Source organism: Croceicoccus estronivorus (assembly GCF_001625325.1).
Classification (GTDB): domain Bacteria; phylum Pseudomonadota; class Alphaproteobacteria; order Sphingomonadales; family Sphingomonadaceae; genus Caenibius; species Caenibius estronivorus.
Map to the genome: position 1 here is coordinate 182,799 of NZ_JRQQ01000003.1, position 26,262 is coordinate 209,060.

General features: G+C 60.0%; 18 protein-coding genes. 11 read left to right on the forward strand and 7 right to left on the reverse strand.

All coding sequences use genetic code 11. The annotated features are described in order from the left end of the window. Positions 1 to 16: 16 nt before the first annotated feature. The 4 genes from MB02_RS07190 to MB02_RS07205 form a co-directional block, all read right to left on the reverse strand. Positions 17 to 1,864: an AMP-dependent synthetase/ligase gene (locus tag MB02_RS07190; protein WP_067534679.1), complete on the reverse strand. Its 1,848-nt coding sequence runs from the start codon at positions 1,862 to 1,864 to the stop codon at positions 17 to 19. A 1-nt stretch (position 1,865) separates the two neighbouring features. Next, positions 1,866 to 2,654, reverse strand: a complete 789-nt coding sequence (locus MB02_RS07195) for an enoyl-CoA hydratase/isomerase family protein (protein ID WP_067534682.1) — start codon at positions 2,652 to 2,654, stop codon at positions 1,866 to 1,868. 29 nt (positions 2,655 to 2,683) lie between these two features. Then, the gene (locus tag MB02_RS07200; RefSeq protein WP_067534685.1) at positions 2,684 to 3,823 is read right to left on the reverse strand and encodes an LLM class flavin-dependent oxidoreductase; all 1,140 of its coding nucleotides are present in this window, start codon (positions 3,821 to 3,823) and stop codon (positions 2,684 to 2,686) included. Positions 3,824 to 4,139: 316 nt separating this feature from the next. Continuing rightward, positions 4,140 to 5,018 carry an AraC family transcriptional regulator gene (locus MB02_RS07205; RefSeq protein ID WP_082826029.1) on the reverse strand — a complete coding sequence of 293 codons (879 nt, stop codon included), beginning with the start codon at positions 5,016 to 5,018 and terminating at the stop codon, positions 4,140 to 4,142. Between the two features lie 236 nt (positions 5,019 to 5,254). Here MB02_RS07205 and MB02_RS07210 point away from each other — a divergent pair, with 236 nt between their 5' ends. The 6 genes from MB02_RS07210 (at position 5,255) to MB02_RS07240 (ending at position 14,213) form a co-directional block, all read left to right on the forward strand. Beyond that, positions 5,255 to 5,758: an Lrp/AsnC family transcriptional regulator gene (locus MB02_RS07210; RefSeq protein WP_067534688.1), complete on the forward strand. Its 504-nt coding sequence runs from the start codon at positions 5,255 to 5,257 to the stop codon at positions 5,756 to 5,758. Between the two features lie 180 nt (positions 5,759 to 5,938). Beyond that, positions 5,939 to 7,687: an acyl-CoA dehydrogenase C-terminal domain-containing protein gene (locus MB02_RS07215; protein ID WP_067534691.1), complete on the forward strand. Its 1,749-nt coding sequence runs from the start codon at positions 5,939 to 5,941 to the stop codon at positions 7,685 to 7,687. Between the two features lie 57 nt (positions 7,688 to 7,744). Then, positions 7,745 to 8,521 (forward strand): SDR family NAD(P)-dependent oxidoreductase, encoded by a 777-nt coding sequence (locus MB02_RS07220; protein ID WP_067534694.1) that lies wholly within the window; start codon positions 7,745 to 7,747, stop codon positions 8,519 to 8,521. Then, the gene (locus MB02_RS07225; protein ID WP_067534697.1) at positions 8,518 to 9,315 is read left to right on the forward strand and encodes an SDR family NAD(P)-dependent oxidoreductase; all 798 of its coding nucleotides are present in this window, start codon (positions 8,518 to 8,520) and stop codon (positions 9,313 to 9,315) included. The genes MB02_RS07220 and MB02_RS07225 overlap by 4 nt, the downstream gene beginning before the upstream one ends. 501 nt (positions 9,316 to 9,816) lie before the next feature. Further along, a complete protein-coding gene (locus MB02_RS07235) occupies positions 9,817 to 13,305 on the forward strand; it encodes a class I SAM-dependent DNA methyltransferase (RefSeq protein ID WP_067534703.1) in 3,489 nt (1,162 codons plus the stop codon). After that, complete coding sequence (locus MB02_RS07240) at positions 13,302 to 14,213, forward strand: DUF5655 domain-containing protein (RefSeq protein ID WP_067534706.1); 912 nt, start codon at positions 13,302 to 13,304, stop codon at positions 14,211 to 14,213. Before MB02_RS07235 ends, MB02_RS07240 begins: the two co-directional genes overlap by 4 nt. Positions 14,214 to 14,421: 208 nt before the next feature. Here MB02_RS07240 and MB02_RS07245 read toward each other — a convergent pair whose 3' ends face one another. Next, positions 14,422 to 15,057, reverse strand: a complete 636-nt coding sequence (locus MB02_RS07245; protein ID WP_067534710.1) for a TetR/AcrR family transcriptional regulator — start codon at positions 15,055 to 15,057, stop codon at positions 14,422 to 14,424. A gap of 112 nt (positions 15,058 to 15,169) precedes the next feature. Between MB02_RS07245 and MB02_RS07250 the strand changes: the two genes are divergently transcribed. Together MB02_RS07250 and MB02_RS07255 are read left to right on the forward strand one after the other, a co-directional pair. Beyond that, positions 15,170 to 16,318 (forward strand): LLM class flavin-dependent oxidoreductase, encoded by a 1,149-nt coding sequence (locus MB02_RS07250; protein ID WP_067534713.1) that lies wholly within the window; start codon positions 15,170 to 15,172, stop codon positions 16,316 to 16,318. A 78-nt stretch (positions 16,319 to 16,396) separates the two neighbouring features. Continuing rightward, the gene (locus MB02_RS07255) at positions 16,397 to 17,326 is read left to right on the forward strand and encodes an alpha/beta hydrolase (RefSeq protein WP_067534716.1); all 930 of its coding nucleotides are present in this window, start codon (positions 16,397 to 16,399) and stop codon (positions 17,324 to 17,326) included. 54 nt (positions 17,327 to 17,380) lie between these two features. Here MB02_RS07255 and MB02_RS07260 read toward each other — a convergent pair whose 3' ends face one another. Beyond that, a complete protein-coding gene (locus MB02_RS07260; RefSeq protein WP_067534719.1) occupies positions 17,381 to 18,637 on the reverse strand; it encodes a TetR/AcrR family transcriptional regulator in 1,257 nt (418 codons plus the stop codon). Positions 18,638 to 18,723: 86 nt separating this feature from the next. On the opposite strand from MB02_RS07260, the gene MB02_RS07265 reads away from it, so the two are divergent. The 3 genes from MB02_RS07265 (at position 18,724) to MB02_RS07275 (ending at position 25,257) form a co-directional block, all read left to right on the forward strand. Further along, positions 18,724 to 21,057, forward strand: a complete 2,334-nt coding sequence (locus MB02_RS07265) for an arylsulfatase (protein WP_067534722.1) — start codon at positions 18,724 to 18,726, stop codon at positions 21,055 to 21,057. Between the two features lie 76 nt (positions 21,058 to 21,133). Then, positions 21,134 to 23,452 (forward strand): TonB-dependent receptor, encoded by a 2,319-nt coding sequence (locus MB02_RS07270; RefSeq protein WP_067535062.1) that lies wholly within the window; start codon positions 21,134 to 21,136, stop codon positions 23,450 to 23,452. A 185-nt stretch (positions 23,453 to 23,637) separates the two neighbouring features. Then, entirely contained in the window at positions 23,638 to 25,257 is a 1,620-nt protein-coding gene (locus tag MB02_RS07275) for a GMC family oxidoreductase (RefSeq protein ID WP_067534725.1), read from the forward strand. 160 nt (positions 25,258 to 25,417) lie between these two features. Here MB02_RS07275 and MB02_RS07280 read toward each other — a convergent pair whose 3' ends face one another. Next, positions 25,418 to 26,242 carry a Coq4 family protein gene (locus MB02_RS07280; RefSeq protein ID WP_067535065.1) on the reverse strand — a complete coding sequence of 275 codons (825 nt, stop codon included), beginning with the start codon at positions 26,240 to 26,242 and terminating at the stop codon, positions 25,418 to 25,420. Between the last annotated feature and the right edge of the window lie 20 nt (positions 26,243 to 26,262).

A 26,262-nucleotide genomic window follows, 5' to 3' on the forward strand; every position in this document is an offset into this window, starting at 1 on the left:
GTGCATGCTCATTGAACTATGACAACGCTTTCCGAATGAGGACGTCCTCTGAATCATCGTACAATGAGTCAATCATCTCCTTGTAACGATTGTTCAGGTTTTTCCGGCGCTTCTTCCGTGTCGCGGTCATTACACCATTTTCGACTGTCAGTTCTTCATGCAGGATACGGAAAGCCTTGATCTGTTCGACTTGTGCGAGCTTCTGATTGGCTTTCGCGACCTCGCCTTCGATGAGATGAATAACAGCCTCTGACGTACATAGGTCTGAATAGTTGTTGATCGTGCTAACCCGGTCCTTTGCCCAATCCATCATCGCGATGCGGTCGACTTCGATCAGCGCAACGAGATATTTCCGGCCGTCACCGCACACCGCCGCTTCGGAAATATAGGGGCTCTGGCGCAGCTCATTCTCGATCTGCGCTGGACTGATCGACTTGCCGCCGGACGTATTGATGATCTCCTTTTTCCGGTCGATCAGAGCGAGCTGGCCATCGGGCCGCACCTCCACGATATCGCCCGTATGGAGCCATCCGTCATGCAAGGCGTCCAGCGTGTCGTCCGGCTTGTTCAGATATCCTGTGAAGAGACCTGGCCCCTTGACCAGCATTTCGCCATCACCGGCCACCCTCGTTTTCCAGCGCGGATCGGCGATAGCCTCTCCGATCGTGCCAGCCTGCGACCAGTCTCTCAGCTGGGCGGCATTCGCGCCGACCAGTTCGGTCTGGCCATAGCATTCCTTCAAGTTCAAGCCCCAAGTCTGCCATAGCTTCATTACGTCGGACGGCATGGGCGCCGACGCCGTATAGGGATACTTCAGCTGGTCGAGACCGATCTCTGCCAACAGCGGCACGAAAACCTCCTTGCGGCACGTCTCGAACAGCGCCTGAAGAAGCGAACTTCCGGGCCCGGCCGCCTGACGATCGGCAAGTGCCTTTTGACCGATCGACATCGCCAGATGGTAGGATTTCCTTTTTTCCGGACTGGAGGCGTTGATCTTGCTGGCAAGCTCGGCCGCATAGCGTTGATAGAAACGCGGCGGCACCATCCAGTAAGTCGGCTTCACCTCGCGAATGGTCGCGGCGAAATCCGCGCTGGTTTCTCCGAAATAGGGAAGGACCTCGCTGATGAGTGGCAGCACGATCCCTTGCCCAAGTCCTACGACATGGGAGATGGGAAGGTGGACCACTACGCGCTGGGCTTCGGTAAAAAGCGCTGGACAAAAGCAACGAGTGGTCGCGACACCTTCGATAAGGGAACGATGGGTCAGCATTGCGCCTTTGGGGTTGCCGGTCGTTCCTGAGGTATAAACGATGCAGGCCATGTCATCGGGTCCTGCCACCTCCGCCTGCTCATCGAGCAGCGTGGAGGAGCTGGAAGCCGAAGCCAGAAAACCCGGCAGCGAAACGATGTTGTCTGCAGATGTCACGCCTGATTCAAAGGTGATGATCTTCTCAAGCCCGGCGGCGTGACCGGCGCGAAGAACGACGCGGAGCTCCTTCTCCCCGGCGACGAACATGAATCTGGCGCCGGAGTCTCCAAGATAATAATCCACCTCCTCCGTCGAGGAGGTGAAATATATCCCGACCGCTACCCCACCCGCGCAAACCGTCGCCATGAAGGCAACGGCCCATTCCTGTGATACATCACCCATGATCGCGACATAGTCACCTTGTCTCAGTCCGTTATCGAGAAGCGCGCTCGCAAGACGAGAGACTTCGTCCGCATAGTCGCCCCACGTCGTAGAACGCCATTCACCGGCACGTTTCTGGAAAAATGCAACTTGGTCGCTGACCGCATCGCGGCGGTCCCGCAACAATGAAGGCAGCGTGGCGTCGTCGAAAGCGGCAGGATGCACCTTGTTCACTTCAGCTCTCGCCTTCTGCAAAGCGCTTGCGTTTTTCACGGAACGCCGCCACCGCTTCCTTCCGCTCCGGACTGACGAACGTCAGCATCTCGTGCGCGGCCGCGGTATCGAGATTAAGGTGAACCTGTTCCTTGATGAGCTTGTTTACGGCGTACTTGGTCCAGATTATGGCATCTCGCGGCCCGCTGGCCAGCATTTCCGCATATTGGATCGCGTGATCGAGAACCTTGCCCTCCGGGATGACCTTGTTGATCATGCCAGCGGCCACGGCCTCTTCTGCCGAAATGAATTCGCCGGTCATTAGATAGTGCTTGGCCCTGACTGGACCCAAGAGCATCGGCCAGATGATGGCGCCGCCGTCGCCGGCGACGACCCCGGCCGTCACATGCGTATCGGCAAAGCGGGCGCTGGGATCGGCGAAGACGACATCGCAGTAAAGGGCGAGGGTGGCGCCCAAGCCGACTGCGACTCCATTGACCGCGGCAATCAGAGGTGATTCAAGCTCGAGCATGTTGCGGATTAGATGCCTGCCTGAACGGGTAGGCGAGATGGCGTGCAAACCATCGTCGAGCGAATTCTGATCGCCCCCGGAACAGAACCCGCGACCCGCGCCAGTGAGCACGATGGCCTTGACCTTGGGATCATTGTCGAGATCGACAAAGGCCTGCTCAAGTGCCGAATGCATCGGCCAGCTGATCGCATTGAGGATCTCGGGCCGATTCATGGTGATGATCGCCACGCCACTATCACGGCGTTCAACCAGCAACCCTTCGTAGGCGCTGTTGTTCATAGCTTTACTCTCCAGATGCTTCACGCTGATCAGGCAGGGATTGTAGGCTCGCGCATGGCTCGGATCTGTTCGAGCACGTCGTCGTAATCGCGCACGACGTTGTTGCGGTCCTTGAAATACGGAATGACGTAGCGCCCGATCAGATCGATCGCCTTCATGATTTCACTGTGGGGTACGGAATCGAGGTGGAAGAGGATTTCGTCGATCCCGAGGTCGACATATCTCTCCAGCTGACGGATCACGGTTTCCGGGCTGCCGCATACAAGGCTGGCCGATTCATTGATCAGATAGTCCCAGTCGCCGGCCGCACGCTGCAGCGCCTCTGCGCCCTCGGCCATGTAGGCATAGTCTTTCGAGAGTTGGGCCAGCTTTGGATAACCGCTGGTCGAAATGCGCGCGTAGTGCTTCAGCGGCCCGGCATAAGTGTCGTAGGCCTCCTGATCCGTATTGCCGATCCCGATGAAGAGCGGCATCCCGATACGCGCCTTCTCCGAAGGCCCTTTCGGATCGCGCTGCCAGCTGGATTTATAGGCCTTGATCAGCTTGTCCTGAACCTCCCAGCCCTTGTAAAGGCTGTGACTCATGACTGCGAGCCCCTGCTGGCCTGCCCACACATGGCTGCGCTCGCTCGTCGCGGCAACGCCCATGGTCGGATAGGGCTTCTGCAGCGGTTTGGGGACGAGCATGCGCGGGGGAACCTGATAGTGCTTGCCCTTGAATGTGAAGACGTCGTTCGTGAACGCCTCCCTGATCAGGTCCATGCCTTCTTCCATCTGCTCCTGTGTCTCGGAAGGGTCCACGTTGAAGCCACGCATGGCAATCGTAGTGTTCGCACGACCACAATAGAGTTCGAAGCGGCCATGGGACAGAATGTCGGTCACCGCAGCGCGCTCCGCCGTGCGCAGCGCATGATTGAAATTTTTCGGCATGAGAACGACGGACGGACGCAACTTGATCCGGGAAGTCTTGGCTGCGAGGTGACCATAAACAACTTCGGGCGCCGAACTCGAGATACCGCCCAGGGCGAGATGCTGTTCGGACAACGCGACTAGGTCGAAACCCATTTTTTCCGCGAATACCGCCTCGTCAACGAGCTCAAGCAGCCGTCTGGCGTAACTTTGACCGACCTGCGTTTCCTGCTCAGACCAGAACCCAAATTTGATAGACACGTCAACGCTCCTTTCGGCTTATCGCCGATTCCTGTGATGCGTGAATGGTCTCACCAAGTTGTCGGCAGAACCTGCCGAAGATAATGGGTATGGGCCGGAGACGCGGAACTTTGTTGTGTCTTTCAAACCCTTCGAACGCAGCCTCTGCTCGGCAGCGGCAAGTGCGCAGTCGGGCGGGTGCGAGAATGGCGGTTGCTTGCGAGTAGCAGGAAGTAGCGCCGGACCAGTTTTCGCCGGTTCCAGCAGGCCAAATGCGTGGGCTGTCAGGACCCTAATCTCGTGAGGGGGCGATCACCGGGAGATTGCCACTCCCAATTCAAGCCGCTTCGATCTCGGCACGATCCTGAAGATATCTGCGGGGAGGCTGGCCCATGTATTTCTTGAACATCGCGGTGAAGGCGCTTGGAGAATCATATCCCAGATCCTGCGATATGGCCTGTACGGTGGCCCCGGAGCCCAGTTTCTGCACAGCGATGACGATATGCAGCTGCTGGCGCCAGCGGCCGAAAGTCATGCCCGTATGCTTCAGGATCAGCCGTGCCAATGTCCGCTCGCTTGTTGCCACTTTCCCCGCCCATTCCCGAATCGTCCTGCGGTCGTCAGGCGCCTCGAGCAGGGCCGCTGCGATGAACTGGACCTTTGGGTGCGTGGTGATGGGAAAGTGCAGTGGCTCTGCCTTCATCTGGGCCAGTTCGTCCAGAATGACTTGTGCGAGCCGGCTCGTCGGGCTCTCCAGAGGATAGAGCGCGGGCAGTTTCGCCATGTGCGTGATCATCTCGCGCAGCATCGGGTTAATGGAGAATGTCGCGCACGTGTTTGGAAGCGGGGCCACTTTCGGGTCGATGAACATGCAATAGGACCTTCCGTTATCCGGGATCGATATCCTGTGCGCCACGCCGCCGGGAACCCATACCGCCCCGTTCGACGGGACGATGCGGATGCCATCGAGCGTCCTGCACGCAATCGAGCCTTGGGCGCTCACCACGAGCTGGCCTTTGCGGTGCTTGTGGATCGGAAGCTCGTCGTCGTTCTCCTTGCGCGGTACTTCTGTGGAGATCACCGGCCGTGGCATTTCGTCAGGGTCGAACGATGCGAAGCTGACGCGCAGGCCCTCCACACTCCACGGCCTCATGATTTCTGCGTTCACGGCACTGCTCGTGGCGGGGTGCCCAGTGATCGACGCCATCTCGGACATTGCGGCCAGCCTCCTTCCATCTTGGCCATAGCGTCATTTTGTCAGATTCGCGATATAAATTGGCAATCATATGAATCCTGCCACGAACAGTCCGGGATATACTCTGCCGTGGTTCTGGCAAAACGCCGACGAAGCGAAAGGCTGAAAATCGCGATGGACTGTTCCACGGAATTATATGCCGATTGCCTGCCGGATGTGCCGTTTGGATCGCTTCAGGTGGAGAAAGGCTGGCAACGATGAACATGCTCACGCTCGACAGAACAGACATCAAGATCCTCAATGAGCTGCAAAGGGAGGCAAATCTGACGAATGTGGAGCTGGCGGACAGGGTCAACCTGTCTCCTTCTCCCTGCCTGACCCGGGTACGAAAGCTGGAACAGACCGGCATCATTTCCCGACGGGTAACGCTTCTGAACCCGAAGGTTATGGGACTGGAGGTCAATGCCTACATTCAGGTGTCGCTTGACAAGCAGCCGCGTGCAACGCTCGAGCATTTCCAGACAGCCGTCGAGATGCTTCCTGAGGTCATGGAATGCAACTGGATGACAGGTGAATGCGATTTTCTTCTTCGAGTAGTCGTCCGGGATGTCGATGAACTCGAGTGGCTGATTTCAAGAAAGCTGTCCAAGATCGAAGGCGTCGCAGGCATCCGCTCTAATGTCGTGCTGAAGCAGGTCACATACAAAACTGCTCTGCCTATTGATTCTTCGCGAAAGCTCAGTCTGCGGCTCGACGCATAGATGCGAAAACACTTCTGACCTCCAGGGCCGAATTAGAACGCCTTTAATCTGCCGCGCCAAGCCAGCGCACTAGACGCCACCAGTGCGTATATCGGTCGCCAACAATACCCCCCTTGGTGTTGCTAGCGAGACCCCACTGCGCTTGCATCGCTCAGGCCGGCCACCATCCGGAGTACCAATATGGCGATCTACAGCCCGCCGATCCTCGACTATCATTTTTTGCTTCAGCACGTCTTCGATTTCGATGCGGAAATGCAGATCCTTGGCAAGGACGTTGACACGGAACTTGCGACCGCCGTGCTCGAAGAAGCCGGAAAGCTCTGCTCCGAATGTCTCCAGCCTCTCAATCGCGAGGGGGACGAGCATGGAAGTCGGCTATCGGACGGCGCTGTGACCACACCCCCCGGCTTTGCTGCTGCCTACCGGAAATTCACCACCGGCGGCTGGACGTCACTGTCAGCCGATCCGGAATATGGCGGCCAAGGACTGCCCTTCGTCCTGCAACTCTGGCTCGATGAAATGATGTCCGCGACGAATCTGTCGTTCGCGCTCTTTCCTAGCCTGACGCGAGGAGCGTCCGAGGCGATCGCGGCTCATGGCGACGAGGTTCTGCGCGCCACTTATCTCCCGCATCTCGTCAGCGGTTCATGGACAGGGGCAATGGCGTTGACCGAGAGCGATGCCGGAACCGACCTCGCACTCCTCAAGACCCGCGCCACTTCCAACCCTGACGGCAGCTATGCGATAACGGGGACCAAGATCTTCATATCATCGGGCGATCACGACTTTGGCGGGAATATAGTCCATCTCGTACTTGCACGGCTGCCCGATGCCCCGCCGGGAATTAAAGGGATCAGTCTTTTCCTCGTACCCAAATTTTTAGCCGATGACAGTGGCGCTTTCACCCTGCGCAACACCATGTCTGTGGGGGCGCTGGAAAAGAAGATGGGCATTCATGCCCAACCCACCTGTGTGATGAACTATGACGGTGCCACAGGCTGGCTCGTGGGGGAGCCCAACCGCGGCTTGAACGCGATGTTCACCATGATGAACGCTGAACGGCTCATGGTTGGCATTCAGGGGCTCGGCATTGCTGGCGGAGCATATCAACAGGCGGCGGCCTATGCCAGGGACCGGTTGCAGGGGCGCAGCGCTGACGGTCACCATGGTCCGGTCGCGATCATTGAACATCCAGATGTCCGGCGTATGCTTCTCTCGATCCGTAGCTTTGTCGAGGCTGCACGAGCACTCGCTGGCTGGACCGCCCTGCAACATGACCGCTCGCGCAGCCATCCAGACAAGCAGGAGCGCGTGAACGCCGATAACCTCGTCGCGCTGCTAACTCCCGTGATCAAAGCATCATTCACCGATCTGGGCTTCGAAAGTGCGGTGCAGGCACAGCAGGTCTTCGGCGGCCACGGCTATATTCGCGAATGGGGTATGGAGCAGTTCGTAAGGGATGCCCGTATCGCCCAGATTTATGAGGGAACCAATGGAGTTCAGGCTCTCGATCTGGTGAGCCGCAAGCTGGCCCTCGATGGAGGTGCGGTCGTCGAGAGTTTTCTGGAGCGGATGACTGCTGATATCGATGCAGCTGCCGCAAACAACGAGGTCCTCGGCATCGCCGAAGCAGCCCGCGTCGGCGTCAACACTCTGCGTGACGTGACTGCCTGGCTCCATCAGGCCGAGGCCTCGTCCGCGAATGCCGGAGCGACCGAATATCTGCGGCTCTTCGCGCTCGTCGCCCTGGGCTGGATGTGGACGCGAATGGCAGCGGCAGCTGCACAGGAGAAAACTCCGCGCTACCGTGAAAAGATTGTTCTGGCCAACTTCTTCGCACGACGCATCCTGCCCCAGACGCGAAGTCTTGCCACTGCAATCAGTGAGGGTAGCACGGCCGTTATGGCGCTCCCTGCCGAAGCGTTCTGATCGCCACACCTGGAGATAAGACCAATCTGCCGGCCATGACCAATTGAAGGGAAGCACATGAAACTTTTCGATCTGACCGGTAAGGTCGCTCTCATAACCGGTTCATCACGAGGCATCGGACGAGCCGTCGCGGAAGCGTTGGTCGAAGCAGGTGCGTGTGTTGTAATCTCCAGCCGGAAGCAGTCTAAGTGCGAGGAAGTCGCCAGCGCCATCAATGCTGAATATGGCGCACACCGTGCAATTGCAGTCGCCGCCAACATCTCCGACAAGTCCGCGCTCCAGGCGCTGGTGGATGAGACACGACGGCGCCTTGGTCGAATTGACATTCTTGTCTGCAATGCTGCGACCAACCCCTATTATGGTCCGATGGGAGGGATCAGCGACGAGCAATTCCGAAAGGTTCTCGACAACAACGTTCTGGCCAATCACTGGCTGATCCAGATGGTGGCACCGGACATGATCGAACGTCAGGACGGCTCAATAATCGTTGTTTCGTCGATCGGCGGACTTATGGGTTCGGATGTCATAGGCGCCTACAATATTTCGAAGGCGGCAGACTTCCAGCTCGTTCGCAACCTCGCTCTTGAATTCGGCCAGCACAATATCCGCGTCAATGCCATAGCGCCCGGAGTGATCCGAACGGATTTCGCGCGCGCCTTGTGGGAAGACCCCGAGGCCCTGTCGAAACTTCAGCAGTCGACGCCGCTCGGTCGGATCGGCGAGCCACGCGACATCGCAGGCGCTGCGGTTTTTCTCGCGTCAGAAGCAAGCGCCTTTGTGAGCGGTCAGAATATCATCATCGATGGCGGCAGCACGATAAAGGGCATCCTGTGAGCGGGCGCTTCGCTGGCAAGAGCGTCCTTGTAACGGGTGCGGCATCGGGCATTGGAAAGGCGACCGTACATCTGTTCGCTGATGAGGGCGCCGATGTGATCGCCGTCGACCTCAATATAGCCGCCGAGACGGAATCGGCCTGTGCCGGGTCCATCGTGAACTTCCGGGGAGACGCTGGCGACGAGCGGGAGGTCGCTGCGATTGTGGCCACCGCTGTGGAACGACATGGCGGGCTGGATATCATCTGCGCTAACGCCGGAATCAGCGGCGGCATGGCCGGCCTCTTCGAACAGAGCGCGGACGACTGGCAGACGCTCTTGCGGGTGAACCTGATCGGGCCGTTCCTTGCCATCAAGTATGGAGCGCGGGCTATGATCGATGCAGGCCGGACCGGGGCGATTGTCTGCACCGCCTCGGTCGCGGGCCTGCGCGCAGGGGCCGGTGGCCTGGCCTATTCGGCGTCGAAGGCGGGCGTGATCAATCTGGCCCAAGGGGCGGCACAGCAGCTCACGGGTTCAGGTATCCGCGTGAATGCGGTGTGTCCCGGACTGGTCGATACTGGCATGACACAGGGTCTTTACACCGCCGCGCGGTCCAAAGGCCGTGAAGATTTGATCGGACAGCTTAATCCGCTCAAGCGCGGCGGCGAACCGGTCGAGATCGCGCGCGCCATTGCGTTCCTTGCCTCCGACGAAGCCAGCTACATCAACGGCCAGGCCCTGGTCGTCGATGGTGGTCTTTCGACATCTCTTCCCTTCGCCAAACCGCGCAGGCTCGGGCAAGCCAGTTTCTGAGAGTGCAGTTTCCGATGCTCGGTCTACCTATACCATCCATCGATATCGCGGCTGCCAATGGTCTGCCGTCAGGCGGCATTGAACCGCGATTGCGGGCATTCCGCACGAGATATTACAAAAGGCAATGACGCTATTGGGTCGGCCATTCGGGACATTATTTTGCCGGCGCGCTGCTAGCCTCTGATGTCCGGCAGAACGTCAAATGCGTGTGAAGGTCGAAAGCTGGCCGACGCCCGTGAGCGGGATGCGGTCATGACCGATCGGCTCAACTTCCGTGTCTTCCGGCGGCGGTGAACGACGGGCTTTCCCAGCGTGCGGTTTTGGGCATCGCGTTCCGCGACGTCATACTTGCGGCCGATGGCTGCCATGAAATTGGCATCGCTCCGGACTTCTGCCCATGCAGCCTTCCTTGTGCCGGAATACTATAGGCACACCTTTTCCGATGCCTATGCCGGTGCTTTCCGATTGCCCTGTCCGGATCGAGCCGCTTAAACGGAAACCATGCAGGGGGATCAAGACGAACAGCAGCGGATCGATGGGTTTATTGCCCACTGGCGCGAGACCGGCGGGTCCGAACTCGCGAATACGCAGAGCTTCATCAACGGCTTGTGCGACCTGATAGGCGTCGATGCCCCGGTCGGTAGCCGCGCCGATGATGCACATAACGACTATGTCTTCGAACGCCGCGTCTTTCAGGATAATGGCGACGGCTCGCAGAGCTTCGGCCGGATCGACTGCTACAAGCGCGACAGCTTCATCCTCGAGGCGAAGCAGGGCAGCGATGCCGACCGCGTGGCGGCAGACCGGGGTGAGGATGACCTCGATCTTTTCGGTCAGACCGCCAGCGCCCGCATGAAGCGTGGCACGGCCAGGCGCGGCACGCCGGGCTGGGCGCGCGCGATGGTCCAGGCCAAGGGGCAGGCCGAGCGTTATGCCAAGGCGTTGCCGGTCGAGCATGGCTGGCCGCCGTTCCTGCTTGTGGCCGATATCGGCTATTGCATCGAAGTCTATGCGGATTTCACCGGCACGGGGAAGGCCTATGCCCAGTTCCCCGACCGGGCGCGCTATCGCATCATGCTGGAGGATCTGCGGCACGAGGATGTGCGCGATCGGCTGCGCGCCATCTGGACCGATCCCAAAAGCCTCGATCCCGCCGCCAAGGCTGCGCGCGTCACCCGCGATATCGCCGAACTGCTGGCCACCGTCGCGCGCCGGATCGAGAAGCGCGGCTACAATGCCGAGACGACCAGCGGTTTCCTCATGCGTGTGCTCTTCACGATGTTCGCCGAGGATACGGGGCTGATCCCGAACAAGAGCTTCACCACCTTGCTGAAAGGGCAGCGCGAGCATCCCGAACACCTCCAGCACCAGCTTTCCGCGCTGTGGGCGGCGATGGACAAGGGCGAATTCTCGCCCGCGCTCGGCGTGCCGCTCAGGCAGTTCAACGGTTACCTGTTCAAGGACCGCAGCGCGATCCCGATCGATGCCGAGGAATTGGAGGTGCTGATCCGGGCAGGCGAGCACGTCTGGACCGAAGTCGAGCCGGCGATCTTCGGCACTCTGCTGGAACGCGCGCTCAACCCGAAGGAGCGCGCCAAGCTGGGCGCACACTATACCCCGCGCGCCTATGTCGAGCGGCTGGTCGGCCCCACCATCATGGAGCCGCTGCGCGCCGACTGGGACGGGGTGCGCGGCGCCGCCGCGACGCTGATCGACGAAGGCAAGGCAGGGGAGGCGCGCGCGCATGTCGAGGCGTTCCACGCGCGCCTGGCGCAGACCAGGGTGCTCGATCCCGCCTGCGGCACCGGCAACTTCCTCTATGTCGCCATGGCGCGGATGAAGGAGCTGGAGGGTGAAGTGCTCGACCTGCTGGTCGAGCTGGGCGACGACCAGTACGTGGCGGAGATCACCGGGCACACGATCACGCCCGAGAATTTCCTGGGCATCGAGATCAACCCGCGCGCCGCCGCGATCGCGCAACTGGTGCTGTGGATCGGCTATCTGCAATGGCATTTCCGCGTGAACGGCGCGGAACGCGCTCCGCCAGAGCCGATCCTGCGCGACGTGCGCACCATCGAGAACCGCGACGCGCTGATCGACTATGACGAAAAGGTGCTGGAGCGCGATGAGGATGGCCACCCCGTGACCCGCTGGGACGGGGAGACGATGAAGGTCCATCCCGTTACCGGCCGCAAGGTGCCGGACGAGGATGCCCGGGTTGAGGTGTACCGCTATGTGAAGCCGCGCGCGGCGAAGTGGCCGAAGGCGGATTTCATCGTCGGGAATCCGCCGTTTATTGGCGGCAAGGACGTGCGCGAGCGGCTGGGTGACGGTTATTTCGAGGCACTGTTCGCCACTTGCGACGTGCCCGAAAGTGCGGACTTCGTCATGCACTGGTGGGACAAGGCTGCCTTGGCCGTGCGCAAAGGTGGCACCCGCAGGTTCGGTTTTGTCACGACCAATTCCATCACCCAGGTGTTCAGTCGCCGGGTGATCGCGAGGCACCTGGACGCCAAGGATCGCGTCAGTCTGCTGTTCGCCATTCCCAATCATCCTTGGGTGGATGAGAAGGACGGAGCCGCCGTGCGCATCGCGATGACGGTGGCGGCAAAGGGCAAAGCCTTGGGACAGCTATGGTCCGTGGTCGATGAAAGCCGTGCGCCAGAGCATCTCGTTTACACCGAGAGGGTTGGCGCGATCAGCAGTGACTTGCGGGTCGGTGCGGATGTGACATCGACGATGGCGCTGAAGGCGAACGAAAAGCTGGCTTCTCGCGGCGTGCAACTTATGGGCGAGGGCTTTATCCTGACGCCTGATGCGGCCGCGGGCTTGTGCCCCGGCGAAGGCCATCCCCGCATCCGCACGGGCGGAGACGATACCGATGCCGTGATCTTCGATTATCGCAACGGGCGCGATCTTGCCTCCCGTCCGCGCGGCGTGAAGGTGATCGACCTTTATGGCTTGGGGGAAGTCGATGTGCGAGATCGCTACCCGGCGATCTATCAGCATGTGCTGGCAAGGGTGAAGCCACACCGCGACCAGAACAACCGCGCCAGCTACCGCGACAACTGGTGGTTGTTCGGCGAACAGAGGTCAGAACTCCGCAAGGCTCTGCGCGGCGTGGATCGCTATATCGTCACTATCGAAACCGCCAAGCACCGCGCGTTCCAGTTTCTGCCGATGTCGATCCTGCCGGATAACATGCTGGTTTGCGTTGCGCTGAACGATGCCTTCTTCCTTGGTGTGCTTTCGAGCCGCATCCATGTGCCATGGGCCATTGCCAGTGGGGGAAGGCTCGGGATGGGCGACGATCCCCGTTACAGCAAATCGCGCTGCTTCGATCCCTTTCCATTCCCCGCCGATGCCCCCGAACCGCTTAAGGCCCACATCCGCACCGAGGCCGAGGCGCTGGATGCGCTTCGCAAGCGCGTGCTCGCCGAACACGAGGACCTGACGCTCACCAAGCTCTACAACGTGCTCGAAGCCTTGCGCGAAGGTCGCGTGCTGACGGAGGCCGAGCGCGATATGCACGATCGCGGGCTCGTCACGCTGATCCGCCAGCATCATGACGCGATCGATGCACTGGTTGCCGAGGCTTATGGCTGGCCCGCCGACCTGTCGGACGAGGAGATCCTCACCCGGCTCGTCGCGCTCAACAAGGAACGCGCTGCCGAGGAGGCGAAGGGCCTCGTCCGTTGGCTGCGCCCCGAATTCCAGGCGCCCGATTATCAGGCCCCCGTTACCCAGACGCTCGATCTGGGCGAAGAGGTGGTGGTTTTGCCCGACAACGTCATCCCCTGGCCGGGTACGCTGCCCGAACAGGTCAGCGCGGTGCAGGCCGTCCTTTCCGGCGCGCACGTCCCGCTCGCCCCGCAGGACGTCGCCCGTGCCTTCAAGGGCAAGCGCGCCGCGACCGTGCGCCCCGTGTTGGAGGCGCTTGCGGGAATCGGCATGGCGCGCAGGCTTGAGGATGGGAGGTACGCGGCATGAGCGACATCAAGCTCTATCGGCTGGGCGCGGCGCAAGTCACCGAGTTGGCGGGCGGTGCCATGGCGCTCGAAAAGTCGCTGCAAACGGTGTTCGAGAAAAATCTCGACGCGCTGATCGGGGTGCGCTTCCTCGCCAGCGAGTTCTCGACCAACGAAGGCGGCCGGATGGACACGCTCGGCATCGATGAGAACAACAGCCCCGTGGTGATCGAGTACAAGCGCTCCTCGAACGAGAACGTCATCAACCAGGGTCTCTATTATCTCGACTGGCTGATGGGCCATCGCAAGGATTTCGAGTGGCTGGTTCTCGAAAGGCTCGGCGCGGACGTGGCCAAGGCGGTCGACTGGTCCGGCCCGAGGCTGATCTGCATCGCAGGGGATTTCGGCAAGTATGACGAGCATGCGGTCAAGCAGATGAACCGCAACATCGCCCTTATCCGATACCGGCGGTTCGAGGGCGATCTGCTGCTGCTCGAGCAGTTGACATCGGCCAGCGCCAAGCAACCCAATGCACCTGTGGCGCCCGCTGCCGGCTCCGGCGCCAAGCCCAATTACAAAACGGTCACCGAACACCTCGCCGAAGCTCCGCAGGAGCTTCTGGACCTCTATCATCTGGTTGCCGATTTCATGCTGGCGCTGGGCGATGATGTCGAAGCGAAGACGACCGCGTATTACATTGCCTTTCGGCGCATCAAGAACTTCGCGAGCGTCGAACTGCGCAATCAGGCGCGCAAGCTGCTCGTTTACGTCAAGGTCGATCCCACCTCGATCCAGTTGGAGGAGGGCTTCACCCGCAACGTGAAATCGATCGGGCACTTCGGAACCGGCGACCTGGAAATCACGATCACGACCCTTGCCGATTTCGAGAAGGCCAAGCCCTTGCTCGAAGAGTCGTACAACGTCTCATAAGCAGTCCAATAGGGGGCCGGAGAGTATCTGACTTGGGATACAAATTGGGGCACCAATTTCAGGATTATGATATTGATTTTATTATAAAAATAATATGGCAATTTATTGATTGCTCTGCTGGCGCCATTTTCCTGCACATAGCTATTCGGTGGCAGTTGAAAAGCCGTGGTTTTTGCTGAAAATCGTGTGTTGGGCCTTGCAACCTGCCTCAGCCAGACATGCAATCATGGCGTTTGAGGCGTTCCTCCAGTTCGGGGCGGACCTTGTCTGAGGCCACTGCCAGTGCGGAGAGGGTCAGGCCGTAATCGACTGCGGCTTTCCATTGTTCGATGGTGACGCGGTTGTTTACCCAGTCGATCGTGGCGCCGCTCAGCAGATAGACGAAGTTGGTGGCAAAGGCTTCGGGCTTTACCGATTGGTGGAGCAAGCCTTCGGCCACAATGTCCTTCACCAGATCCAACCAGAATGCGGCACCGGGTTCGGTGTATTGTTGCGCCTTGTCTTCAGGGTCGCTGGCGTAGATTATCGCGAACAGCGACCGAAAGAACATCGGTTCTGCGCTCAATTCCTCTCCAAACAGCTGGATGGCATGAAACATGCGCGACAGGGCATGAGGGTGCTCACTCGCGGCCAGATTGCGGATCAGAGTCATGCGCTGCTGTGCGTAGAGTTCCACGAACAGCTGCCGTTTGGTCCCGAACAGGTTGTAAGGCGTTGCCTGACTGACACCCGCTGCTTCGGCGAGCCGTCGCATCGAGAGCGGTTCGTGATTCAGCATCGCGCGCGCTGTGGCCAGAATGGTCTGCTTCCTCCGTTCTGCTCCTGCGTGGGCGCGAACCTTCATTGTCAAATCCCTCGTTCCGGTGACCGGCCTTTTCCATACCGCGTTCCGATTGACTCGAAATTAGAGCGCGATATAAAAAGTGCCAGATAAATCATGTGTGGGAGAGGTTCGTATGAAGTTTTCAGTCTGCTTTGAAGCGCAGATGGTGGATACCTCGCGGGAGTCGGAACAGCGGACGTTCTTCGAAGCGGTCGAACAGGCTGTTTACGCCGAAGAAATGGGGCTGGACGGTGTGTGGGCCGTGGAACACCACGCGCTGACGCAATATGCGCACATGTCTGCTCCGGAGAGCTTTCTGGCGTTCGTTGCCGGCAAGACGAACCGGATTCGCATCGGTCATGGCGTCATCTGCCTTCCCCCGGCGATGAACCACCCGGTCAAAGTTGCCGAGCGGGTCGCCACTCTCGACATTTTGTCGCGCGGGCGAGTCAATTTCGGCATCGGCAAGGGGGGTACCCAGCAGGAAGCGGGCACTTTCGGCTATGACCTGCAAGAGCTTCAGCCGATGATCGACGAAAGCATGTATCTCATTCCCAAGATCATGGTGGAGGATGAGATCGAACATGACGGCGATTACATAAAGATCCCGCGTCGCCCGATTCATCCCAAGCCTTATCAGGATCCACACCCGCCGATGTTCATGGCGGCGACCCGGGCGGAATCACTGCGGGTTGCCGGTTCTCGCGGCCTTGGCGGTATGGTCCTGGGTTTCAGCACGCCGGAGGATACGGCCGAACTGAACCGCATCTATCGCGAGGCCTTCGCCAATCGTGATCCCGCCGATCAGGTCGGCTATTTCCCCAACGAATATCTTGCGGTCGGTTGCCCGATTATCGTCAGCAACGATCGTGAGGAAGCCCGGCGCATCGGCCTGCGGGGGCAGCGCTTCTTCGCGCAGGCGATCCATCACTGGTACGGTGGCGGCGGGAAGCCGGAAATCGATGTGGAGGATCTTCCGGCAGAACAGCATGTCGCAGAAGTGAAGCAGGCCGAGGCCGAGATGGTGGCCTACCTCAACGAGGCGAAGATCCCGGTAACATCGGCGGCGACGGATATGTACAACACCGATCATGCCTACGGGACGCCGCAGGATGCGATCAATCATATCGAGCGGCTGGAAGCAGCCGGAGCGGACGAATGCCTGATGCTCATGCAGATGGGCACTGTCCCGCACGAAGCGATCATGGAAACGCTGCGCCATCTGGGTGAGACGATCATTCCTCACTTCCGTGAAAAGGAAGCAAAGGCGAAAGTCGCCTGAACGAATGAGGTCGTACTTCGCCCCGTGGGGGTGGAGCACGACCCGCCATGTTTTTTGCCTGTTCGAGGAATGCGCTCCATGCCGTTGAATGAAACGTCCGCCGCCATGCTCGCGTACATGACTGCCAACATGCCTGATATGGCCGGGCTGACTCCGCAGGAGTTCCGGGCATACAGCGCGCAGATGGTCCAGCCGGCCGATCCGGAGGACCGTGTTTCGACGCAGGAAATCGATGCGGGCGGCGTGCCTGCACGCATTTACCGGCGTCAGGAGGCGACCGGGCCTGAACCGGTGCTGGTGTTCTATCACGGCGGCGGATACATCGCCTGCGGGCTCGATAGCCATGAGAGGCTGTGTCATCGGCTGGCGCGGCTGGGTGAATGTGCGGTGGTATCGGTCGATTATCGTCTGGCGCCGGAACATGTCTTTCCGGCAGCGGTTGACGATGCCCTTGCGGCAGCCCGATGGGTTGCAGCGCATGGGGCGGACCATGGGCTTGATACGGAACGGATGGCCCTGGGCGGGGATAGTGCCGGCGCGACGCTCGCCACTGTCGTTGCAGCTCGCATTCGCGATGAAGGCGGGCCGCGGATCGTCCACCATATCCTGATCTATCCGGGGGCGGATATGGTCACGGAGTTCCCGTCGTCGCGCGAATTCGGCGACGGTTATTTCCTGGACGCGGATTTCACGGAGCTTTGCCTGACGGCCTATCTGCCGAATGCTGATGACCGTGCGCACCCATGGGCATCTCCGGCCCGTGCAAAGGACCTTTCAAACCTGCCTCCCGCCACGATCATGACGGCGGAATGCGATCCCTTGCGCGATGAGGGGCACACTTATGCGGATCGGCTGCGGGCATCGGGCGTGCCGGTCGAATATATCGAATACCCGGGCGTCTTTCATGGCTTCGTCAGCATGTTCGGCACTCTTGCAGAGGCCGATGAAGCTGTCGGCAAAGCGGCTGAGGTATTGCGGGACGTATTCGCCCGGAGCGACGTAGCCTAATCCGCCCATTCATTGCCATGGCTGGGAAGCGCGCCCGGGGCGGGCAGGCTCAGGCTAGCGATAGAAAAGCAGCCTGACGTCCCGCGCGTGTTCTAGCGCATCCTGTTCGTTCCAGACGATCGTGTCCGTCAGGCGCCGGTTGCCGCGGGTCGCCAAAAGGAGGAACTGTGTGGCGGCAATGCGTGGATTGGTGAGGTGGATCAGGCCGGCTGCCTGCCATTCTTCCAACAGCGCGGTCAATTCAGCCCTGTCCTCGCCCTGCAGGCGTTCGTATGCGTGTCTTGCAGTGTCAGGCTGTGCCGGCGCTTCGGTGATGAGCAATCTTAGCAACTGGGTCTGTTCCGGCCGCGCTGCTCGCCGGTCCTGCTCCAGTGCAATGGTTTCCAGGGTGGCTGGAATATCGCCACGTGACCTGAGTGGCTGACGATCGTCCAGCAAGTCAGCCACGGCTTGCTCGATTGCTGCGGCAAACAGCCCCTGCTTGTTACCGAACCGCTTATAGATCGTCATTTTCGAGATACCGGCCGTAGCGCTGATCTCTTCGACGCTGGTGTGACGCAGTCCCGACTGGCAAAAGCTGCGTGCTGCAATCCGCAGCAGATCCTGCCACCGCTCGGGTGACAAGCGCCCGTTGGGAACCGTCTTGATCGTGGCACGTGGGGTGGTGAAGGGTGTGTCCCGGTCAGGGAGAGCGATGCTTCCCACCGGCATCCGCCAGCCGCCGCTGAATGCCTGCACGATCCCCGCCAGACGTGCCTGGCGTTCTTCCTCTGACGGGATGAAGCCAAGCAGTTGTGCTGCACCGCCCATTGCAAGGACGCCCAGCCAGTTCACCAGCCTTTCTGGGGGAACGGGGGGCAGCTTGTCACGTTCGCGGTGCTGTTTCAGGAAGAAGTCTGCCTTGGAAGAGGCCAGCCGCAGCAGGTGAAGGTCTGCGGCCAGCTCCGGAAAAGCAGAGGCTGCTGCGATATTCGCGCGGTACAGCTCCAGGTTCTTTGGTTTGCTGGCCGCCTGTTCCACCCATATCGCATACGCTCGCAGGGCATCCTTCAAATCGAGCGCGCCCGCATCCAGTTCACTGGACTCGCTGGCTTCTGCCATTGTCATTCTCAGCACCTCCTGAAAGAGATGCTCCTTGGAATCAAAGCAGGTGTAGATTGTCTGCTTGCTGATACCGCAGCGGCGCGCGATCTGATCAAGGCTGGCTTCGAAGAAGCCGGTCGCAAGAATTTGATCCTGAGCTGCCTTCAGGAGGCGGGTCCGCACTGCGGAATCGTCGCTCTGCGCAAGGGCTGCTGACGGTCTGGCCATGACGCTCTTCTGGCGCAAGCCTTGCCGGGTTGCAACTATAAGAACTGTACCGTATAGTTCCCGGCGAGAATGGGGAGGATTTTCTGATGCGGCGTAGGGCGGTGTTTTCTGGTGTGGCTGGTGCCGCCCTGCTGTCTTCGGTGGCAGTCGTGGCGCATGCGGAAGGTGGCGATGTCGTCTTGCCAGCCCCGCCGCCGCCTTTTGAAGGCAAGATCGGCCTGACTTACGCCGATTCGACTCCTGCCTTTCCCAAACCGGTTCAGGCGCCTGCAGGTGCTCCGAATATTCTGCTGGTTCTGACGGACGATGTGGGCTTCGCCGCCTCCGGTACTTTTGGAGGGCCGGTGCCGACCCCTGCACTGGATCAATTGGCGGCGAACGGCCTGCGTTATACGCGTTTTCACACTACGGCCATGTGTTCGCCCACGCGGGCATCGCTGCTTACGGGCCGCAACCATCATGCGGTGGGCAGCGGTATCGTGACCGATACGGCAAGTGGCTATCCGGGGTACTGGGGAGCGATCCCGTCTTCCGCGGCGACTGTGGCCGACGTTCTGCGTTTCAATGGCTACAACACGGCCTTCTTCGGCAAACATCATAACGTCCCGCAGGGGCAGGACGATTCCAATATGGGGCCCTTCGATTTGTGGCCGACCGGCTTGGGCTTTGAATATTTCTATGGCTTCATCGGTGGTGACACCAACCAGTGGCGTCCGAAGCTCTACCGTGGGACCACTCCCGTGGCGGCTCCCAAGATGGAAACGACGCTGGATCACTATCTGGCTGAAGATCTGATTCAGTGGGTCCATGGCCAGAAGGCGGCTGCGCCCGACAAACCGTTCCTTGCCTATCTCGCGCCGGGCAGTGCCCATGCGCCGCATCAGGCCCCGCCGGAATGGATCGCAAAGTTCAAGGGCAAGTTCGATCAGGGCTGGGACCGGTTGCGCGAGGAGAGCCTTGCCCGCCAGAAGGCCGCGGGCATCGTGCCGAAGAACACGGCGTTGACGCCGCGTCCGGAAGGGATTCCCGCCTGGTCCAGCCTGACCGATGATCAGCGCCGGGCCTATGCGCACATGATGGAAGTGTTCGCCGGGATGCTTGCCTATCAGGATAACCAGATCGGCCTGGTCCTGAATGAGCTGAAGCGCATGGGGCAGTTGGACAATACGCTCGTCATTTTCATCGAAGGCGATAACGGCGGCAGCCCCGAGGGCGACATCACGGGCTCGATGAACGAACTGGGCACGCTGGCCAACGGCATGAAGGAAGACACTGACTGGCTGGTCAGCGAAATGCCGAAGATGGGCGGGCCCGACAGCTATCAGGTATTTCCCGTTGGCTGGGCATGGGCGACCAACTCGCCGTTCCAGTGGACGAAGCAGGTCGGCTCGCATCTGGGCGGTACGCGTAACGGCATGGTGATTTCCTGGCCGGCGAAGATCAAGGACAAGGGCGGCATCCGGACGCAGTTCGCGCACGTTAACGATATCATGCCGACTATCCTGGAAGCTGTCGGGGTGCAGGCGCCTGACGTTGTCGAAGGCGTCCGCCAGCAGAAGATCGACGGGGTGAGCCTGATGTACAGTTTCGATTCCGCGAAAGCGCCCGAACGGCATGTGCGGCAATACTTCGAGTTGATCGGCAATCGCGCGATGTACGATCATGGCTGGATGGCCAGCACGACGCCGGGACGCCTGCCCTGGAAGTCGGGCAAATCGGCCGGTTTGCCGACTGACTACAAGTGGGAACTCTACGATCTCACCAAGGATTTCAGCCAGGCGCACGATCTTGCAGCGAGCAACCCCGAAAAGCTGGCCGAGTTGCAGGCAGAGTGGGACGAGGAAGCAAAGGCCAACAACGTTTATCCGCTTGACGACCGGCAGGGCATCATGCGCGCCGCGGGAATGAAACTGCCTTCACCGCGGGACTTCGTTTACTGGGGTTCGAATATCAGTGTCGCGCAAAGCAAGGCGCCACCTATCAACTTCCGCTCTTTCTCGATCACGGCTGACGTGACCATACCGGAAGGCGGGCCAAGCGGTGCGTTGATCGCGAGCGGCAGCAAATTCGGTGGCTGGAGTTTCGGCTTCGACAACGGCAAGCCGTTCGTCGTTCATGCCGCCTCGCAAAAGCCGGAAGACTTTTTCCGTGTAGAGGCCGATTCGGCCATCCCCGCGGGTACGCACACGCTGACCTATGATTATGCTCTGAGCGGTTTTCCCGGCCAGGGCGGCACGTTGACGATCAGCCTGGACGGAACCGAAATTGGCCGCGGGCATATCGGGCGGACGGCATACGTCACGGCCGGTCTGGGCGAAACCTTCGATATCGGGCGCGACACGGGCGAAACCGTGGTCGCAATGCCGGGTGGCACGGTGTTCAACGGGAAGATTTCGCGCATCAAAGTGTCTCCGCGCTGATCTTCTCCAATAACTATAAGATAAATAACAATATTTATAACCAATAACCGTTACAGGGTGGATAATGAAGTACCATATGAATAATTGGAAAATGCGCGCTGCTCTTGCCGGTGTATCGGCTGTTGCGCTTACGTGGGGTGGCACGGCCGCTGCTCAGGAGGGCGGCGACAGCGGGCTGCAGGAAATCGTCGTCACCGCCCAGAAGCGGAGCGAGAACCTGCAGGATACGCCGCTCGCCGTCAGCGCACTTACCGCGGAAACGCTCGAATCGCGGCGCATCGCCGACATCAGCGACATCAGCGCGGCAGCGCCGAACCTGACGACCACGGTCACGCCTTCATCGACCACCAACATCACCGTGCATATTCGCGGTATCGGTGAATCCGATCCGGTGCTGACCGTGGACTCCCCGGTTGGCATCTATGTCGATGGCGTGGTGATCGGACGCACCGCCGGCGCGGTCTTCGACCTCGTTGATCTGGAGCGTGTCGAAGTTCTGCGCGGCCCGCAGGGAACTCTGTATGGGCGCAATACCACAGGCGGCGCAGTCAACTTCATCACTGCCAAGCCTGCTGACAGCTTCAAGGCGTCGCAGACTTTCAGCTATGGCCGTTACGACTACATGCAGTCCCGTACGAGCATCGATACGGGTGAAGTCGGCAACAGTGGCCTGCGCTTCAAGTTTTCCTATCTCCACAAGCAGCGCGACGGTTACGCAGACGACGTGAACCAGCCGAACCGCCGCGATCCGGGTGCTTCCAACGTCGATGCGTTCCGCATTGCCGCCCGTTTCGATCAGGGTGGCCCGCTGAGGATCGATTACGCTTTCGATTACAATGACAGCAAGAGCTACTCGGTGCCGTTCCAGTTGGCGGCCGTTCGTCCGGACATCGTGGCCTACCTCGCGAATTCTCCTGCGCTTGGCGGTTCCGCGCTGAACTATTCACGCGATCGCCTGAGCACATTGCAGCTCGACCAGGGGCAGTTGAGAGACAAGGTTCAGGGCCACACCCTGACAGTGGAATATGACGTGACGGATGACATCACGTTGCGTTCGCTGACTGGCTATCGCAAATGGGACAACGTCGTTGACCGCACCGACCTTGACGGCAACGACAACCTGCAGGGCTTTACGGTCAGCCCGGCGATCCTCGCACCGCCGAACGATTTCATCCCGCAGGGCATCAACGAAGTTGAATTGTTCGGTGCCAGCAACGTGCGTTCGCAGAAGCAGTTCTCCCAGGAACTGAACCTGTTGGGCAAGGCCGGCGACAACGTCGAATTCGTGCTCGGTGCCTTCTACTTCAAGGAGAAAGCGCGAGAGAACAATCCTCAGCAGCTGACGCTCGTTCTGCCGTCACCTGCCACGATTCCCCTTGGTGGAGAACTCTCTACGGATTCGTTCGGCGTCAACCTGACGCCCCAGCTGGCTTATCGCCACACTTCGGAATCCATGGCGGTGTTCGGGCAGGCTACGTTCCATGCCACTGACAAGCTGAGCTTCACTGGCGGTATCCGTTATACCGAAGACAAGAAGCATCTCGATCAGAGCGCGGCGATGGTTCGAGATCTTCACGCGAAGTTCAGTCAGGTTAACTGGGCGGCCAGCGTGGACTACAAGTTCAGCAATGACATCCTGGCCTATGCCCGCGTGGCGACCGGTTACAAGGCTGGCGGTTTCAATCCGCGGTCCGTGGGTGGCAGCTTCGATCCGGAAAAGATCATCTCGTACGAAGCGGGTCTGAAGACGGAACTGCTGGATCGCCATCTGCGGTTCAACCTCACCGGTTTCCATTCCCGCTACAAGGACCTGCAGGTCAGCCAGTTCCTCGCCGGCACCGGCGGTGCGTCGAGCATCACGGTCAATGCGGGCAAGGCAACCTATACGGGCGTCGAGGCGGAACTGCTCGCGGAACCGGTTCGTGGCGTTACGTTCAACGCGTCGGTCGGATACGTGGACCGGAAGTTCCAGAGCTTCATCATTCGCGATTCCGCAACGGATGAACTGATCAACGTCGCGGATGAAGCCCGCTTCCACTACTCAGCCAGCACGACCGCCAATGCGGGTATCCAGTATGAGACCCCCCTGTCGTTCGGCAAGTTCCAGGCGCGTCTGGACTGGACGTATCGCAGCCGGATTTACTTCCACCCCCTCGACCGTCTGAATCCGTTCAACCGGGATATTTCGGACGGTGCAGTCGGGCGTTTCGATGCCCGGGTGGCGCTTTCGCAGATCGACATGGGGCCGACCCGTGCGACTGTTGCCTTGTGGGGTAAGAATATCACCAATGAGGATTACCTCTATTCCGGCATCGATTTCGGTTCACTCGGCTTTGCCGGTATCGTTTTCGCGGAACCGCGCACTTATGGCGTGGACGTGAAGCTGGAATTCTAAGGCACATGTTTGCAGCGGGGTGATTGCCGGGTTTCGGTTTCATCCGTTGGCAGCATGACCATGGCGGGCCCCGGCGTATCGAGCCGGGGCCCGCTTGTCGTTTGAGACAGTCATTTACCGATGCCGAACGGTCGGGTACCGAGCAGCCATTGTCCGCCGATGCGCGGGATATAGGGAGAGAGGCAGTGGCCGTTGGCAACACGCGTTTTGACGTCATCATCGTTGGCGCGGGTTCTGCCGGGTGCGTTCTTGCCAACAGGCTGAGCGATGACACCGGTCTTGAGGTCCTGCTGGTGGAGGCAGGGCCGCCGGATCGCAGCCCCTTGATTCACGTGCCGGGCTTTTTCGCTGCCATGTATCGTCCGGGTAAGTTTTCCTGGGTCTATCCCACCGTCCCCCAGACCCATGTCGATGGCCGTGTCTTGCGGGACGTGCGGGGCAAAGTGCTGGGCGGTTCCAGTTCAACGAACGGCATGTTGTATTGTCGCGGGGCAGCTGCCGATTACGACGGCTGGGCCGCGATGGGCAATGCCGGGTGGAGCTATCGGGAGGTCCTGCCTTATTTCAAACGCGCTGAGGACCATGATGGTGGCGAAGATCCCTATCACGGCGTGGGCGGCCCGTTACATGTCCAGCGTTCGAATGTCGAACATCCACTGGCCCAAGCATTCATTCAGTCTGCTGTCCAAGCGGGGCACCCTTACAACGAGGACATAAACGGTGCGCAGCGGGAAGGTTTCGGCCCTGCTGAATCGACTGTCTGGCGCGGTCGGCGCTGGAGTACCGCCGCAGCCTATCTCCGTCCGGCGCGTAAACGCAGGAACCTGACCGTTCTGACCGGTGCGCAGGTTACGCGCGTCATGGTGGACAAGGGGCAGGCGATTGGCATCGAACTGATCCATGAGGGAACCACATCTGCCTATGCGGCTGGTGAGGTCATCCTGTCTGCGGGGGCCTTCCAATCGCCGCATCTCCTGATGCTGTCGGGAATTGGCGATGGGGCACACCTTTCATCGCTGGATATCAAGACGCAGGTCGACTTGCCGGGGGTAGGCCACAATCTTCACGATCATGCCAGCATCACGGCGCATGCAACCTGCACCGCGCCGATTTCCCAAGCCAAATTGCTCAATCCCGTACACGCCGGAATGGAAATGATGCGCTGCATCTTCGCGCGTCGCGGATTCATGGCGGGTTGTTCCATCGAGGCGGTTGGCATGATCCGTTCCGTGCCGGAAATGGACGTGCCGGACATCAAGTATCAGTTCGTACCGCTTCGGCTGGACCCCGTTACCGGCGATCCCCTGCCGGAACACGGAATGCTCAACCGTATCGAATTGACCGTGCCGAAAAGCAGGGGAAGGTTGCGCCTTGCCTCCGCCGATCCGCTGGCGTTGCCGCTCATCGACGCCAACTATCTGGCCGATCCATCCGATCTTGCCCGGATGCGGGCGGCATTTCGTGCGGCCGTCGAGATATACCGCCAGCCCGCCTTTCGCGAATATGGCACTGAACCGGATCTGCCGATCCGCGATCTTGACGATGACGCGGCGCTGGATGCCCATATCCGCTCCGCGCTGACCAACGACCATCACGCCGCAGGCACATGCCGCATGGGCAATGGGCAGGACAGCGTGGTCGATGCCACCTTGCAAGTCCACGGGGTACGAAACCTGAGAGTGGTCGACGCCTCGATCATGCCGCAGGTCGTGTCGGGCAACACCAATGCCCCGACCATCATGATCGCTGAAAAGGCCAGCGATATGGTCCTCGGCCGCGATCCCCTGCCGGCGTCGGTGCTTTGATCGTGGCGAGGATTGCCAGCGGAGACGATGGCTGGCCGATGAAATGGGGCTGAGGCGAGCCCAAAAGTGAAAATGGCAGGTAGGCCCTGCCATTCCCCATTTCCCAAATACCCCCGGCACCAGTTGCAGGTCCATTGGCCGTGGGCAGTAAATGTCCGGCTTAGGCGTATTCTTCCCAGACGAGAGATGCCTTGGCCGTGTCAATCTGTTCGGCGCCCCGGATTCCCAAGGCTTCTCGCGCCGCCGGGATGGGCAGGTGAAACACGTCTTCGTACTTTGCCATGAAGATCGGACCGGATTGTTCGCCGACACGCATGCCTGCCTGGGCGGCAGTCAGGGCGGAGAGAAACGACTCCTGATAATGCAGGCCGGTGCGGGTAACGAGCCGCAGGGCGCCGAGAAGCTGCCCGACGTTGACCAGTCCGGCCAGTTCCGGATCGAGAAAACGCGGCACGTTTGTCAGGCGGGCGAAATAGGGCACCAGTTCGCCCAGGATGTCGAAATTGCCGCCTGTGACAATGTGTTCCAGATCGTGTGTCTGTCCGCTGCGCAGCGAATAATACTCGAATTGCGACGTAGGCTCGAAACGCGGCACGATATCGATCTGGAAGTTGTTGTCGGCGAGGTACCGGCCGAACGTATAGCCGAGCGAGTCCTCTGGATACTCGAGCAGGTCTTCGATGGAGAACGTGGAAGAAAACCCTTCGTTGAACCATTGGTCGAGTTCGGGCCATTTCTTGCGTTGTTCGGTGAACAGCGTTTCGATCCGGTCGAGATCGAGAACTTCGCGCAGAATGCCATGCAAGGCATAGGCGTCCGCCGATGTGGGCCGGTCCTTGGCGCTACGCCGCAAAAAGTGCGTGGCGATCCAGTCGCGCAGGCGCGGATCGTTCAGATAAGGCGAGGAACTGACCAGAGTACTGCTCATGGTCGTAACGGCCTGCATGCCGCGCACCAGGTAAGGAACGTCGTTGTTGTCCTGCATTTCTTCCACTCCCATTTTCG

Coding starts and splice junctions, on each gene's coding strand:
- MB02_RS07250 (WP_067534713.1), top strand. CDS start 15,170: ATGAAGTTTTCAGTCTGCTTTGAAGCGCAGATGGTGGATACCTCGCGG.
- MB02_RS07280 (WP_067535065.1), bottom strand. CDS start 26,242: ATGCAGGACAACAACGACGTTCCTTACCTGGTGCGCGGCATGCAGGCC.
- MB02_RS07245 (WP_067534710.1), bottom strand. CDS start 15,057: ATGAAGGTTCGCGCCCACGCAGGAGCAGAACGGAGGAAGCAGACCATT.
- MB02_RS07270 (WP_067535062.1), top strand. CDS start 21,134: ATGAATAATTGGAAAATGCGCGCTGCTCTTGCCGGTGTATCGGCTGTT.
- MB02_RS07265 (WP_067534722.1), top strand. CDS start 18,724: ATGCGGCGTAGGGCGGTGTTTTCTGGTGTGGCTGGTGCCGCCCTGCTG.
- MB02_RS07220 (WP_067534694.1), top strand. CDS start 7,745: ATGAAACTTTTCGATCTGACCGGTAAGGTCGCTCTCATAACCGGTTCA.
- MB02_RS07205 (WP_082826029.1), bottom strand. CDS start 5,018: ATGTCCGAGATGGCGTCGATCACTGGGCACCCCGCCACGAGCAGTGCC.
- MB02_RS07210 (WP_067534688.1), top strand. CDS start 5,255: ATGAACATGCTCACGCTCGACAGAACAGACATCAAGATCCTCAATGAG.
- MB02_RS07235 (WP_067534703.1), top strand. CDS start 9,817: ATGCAGGGGGATCAAGACGAACAGCAGCGGATCGATGGGTTTATTGCC.
- MB02_RS07195 (WP_067534682.1), bottom strand. CDS start 2,654: ATGAACAACAGCGCCTACGAAGGGTTGCTGGTTGAACGCCGTGATAGT.
- MB02_RS07215 (WP_067534691.1), top strand. CDS start 5,939: ATGGCGATCTACAGCCCGCCGATCCTCGACTATCATTTTTTGCTTCAG.
- MB02_RS07255 (WP_067534716.1), top strand. CDS start 16,397: ATGCCGTTGAATGAAACGTCCGCCGCCATGCTCGCGTACATGACTGCC.
- MB02_RS07240 (WP_067534706.1), top strand. CDS start 13,302: ATGAGCGACATCAAGCTCTATCGGCTGGGCGCGGCGCAAGTCACCGAG.
- MB02_RS07260 (WP_067534719.1), bottom strand. CDS start 18,637: ATGGCCAGACCGTCAGCAGCCCTTGCGCAGAGCGACGATTCCGCAGTG.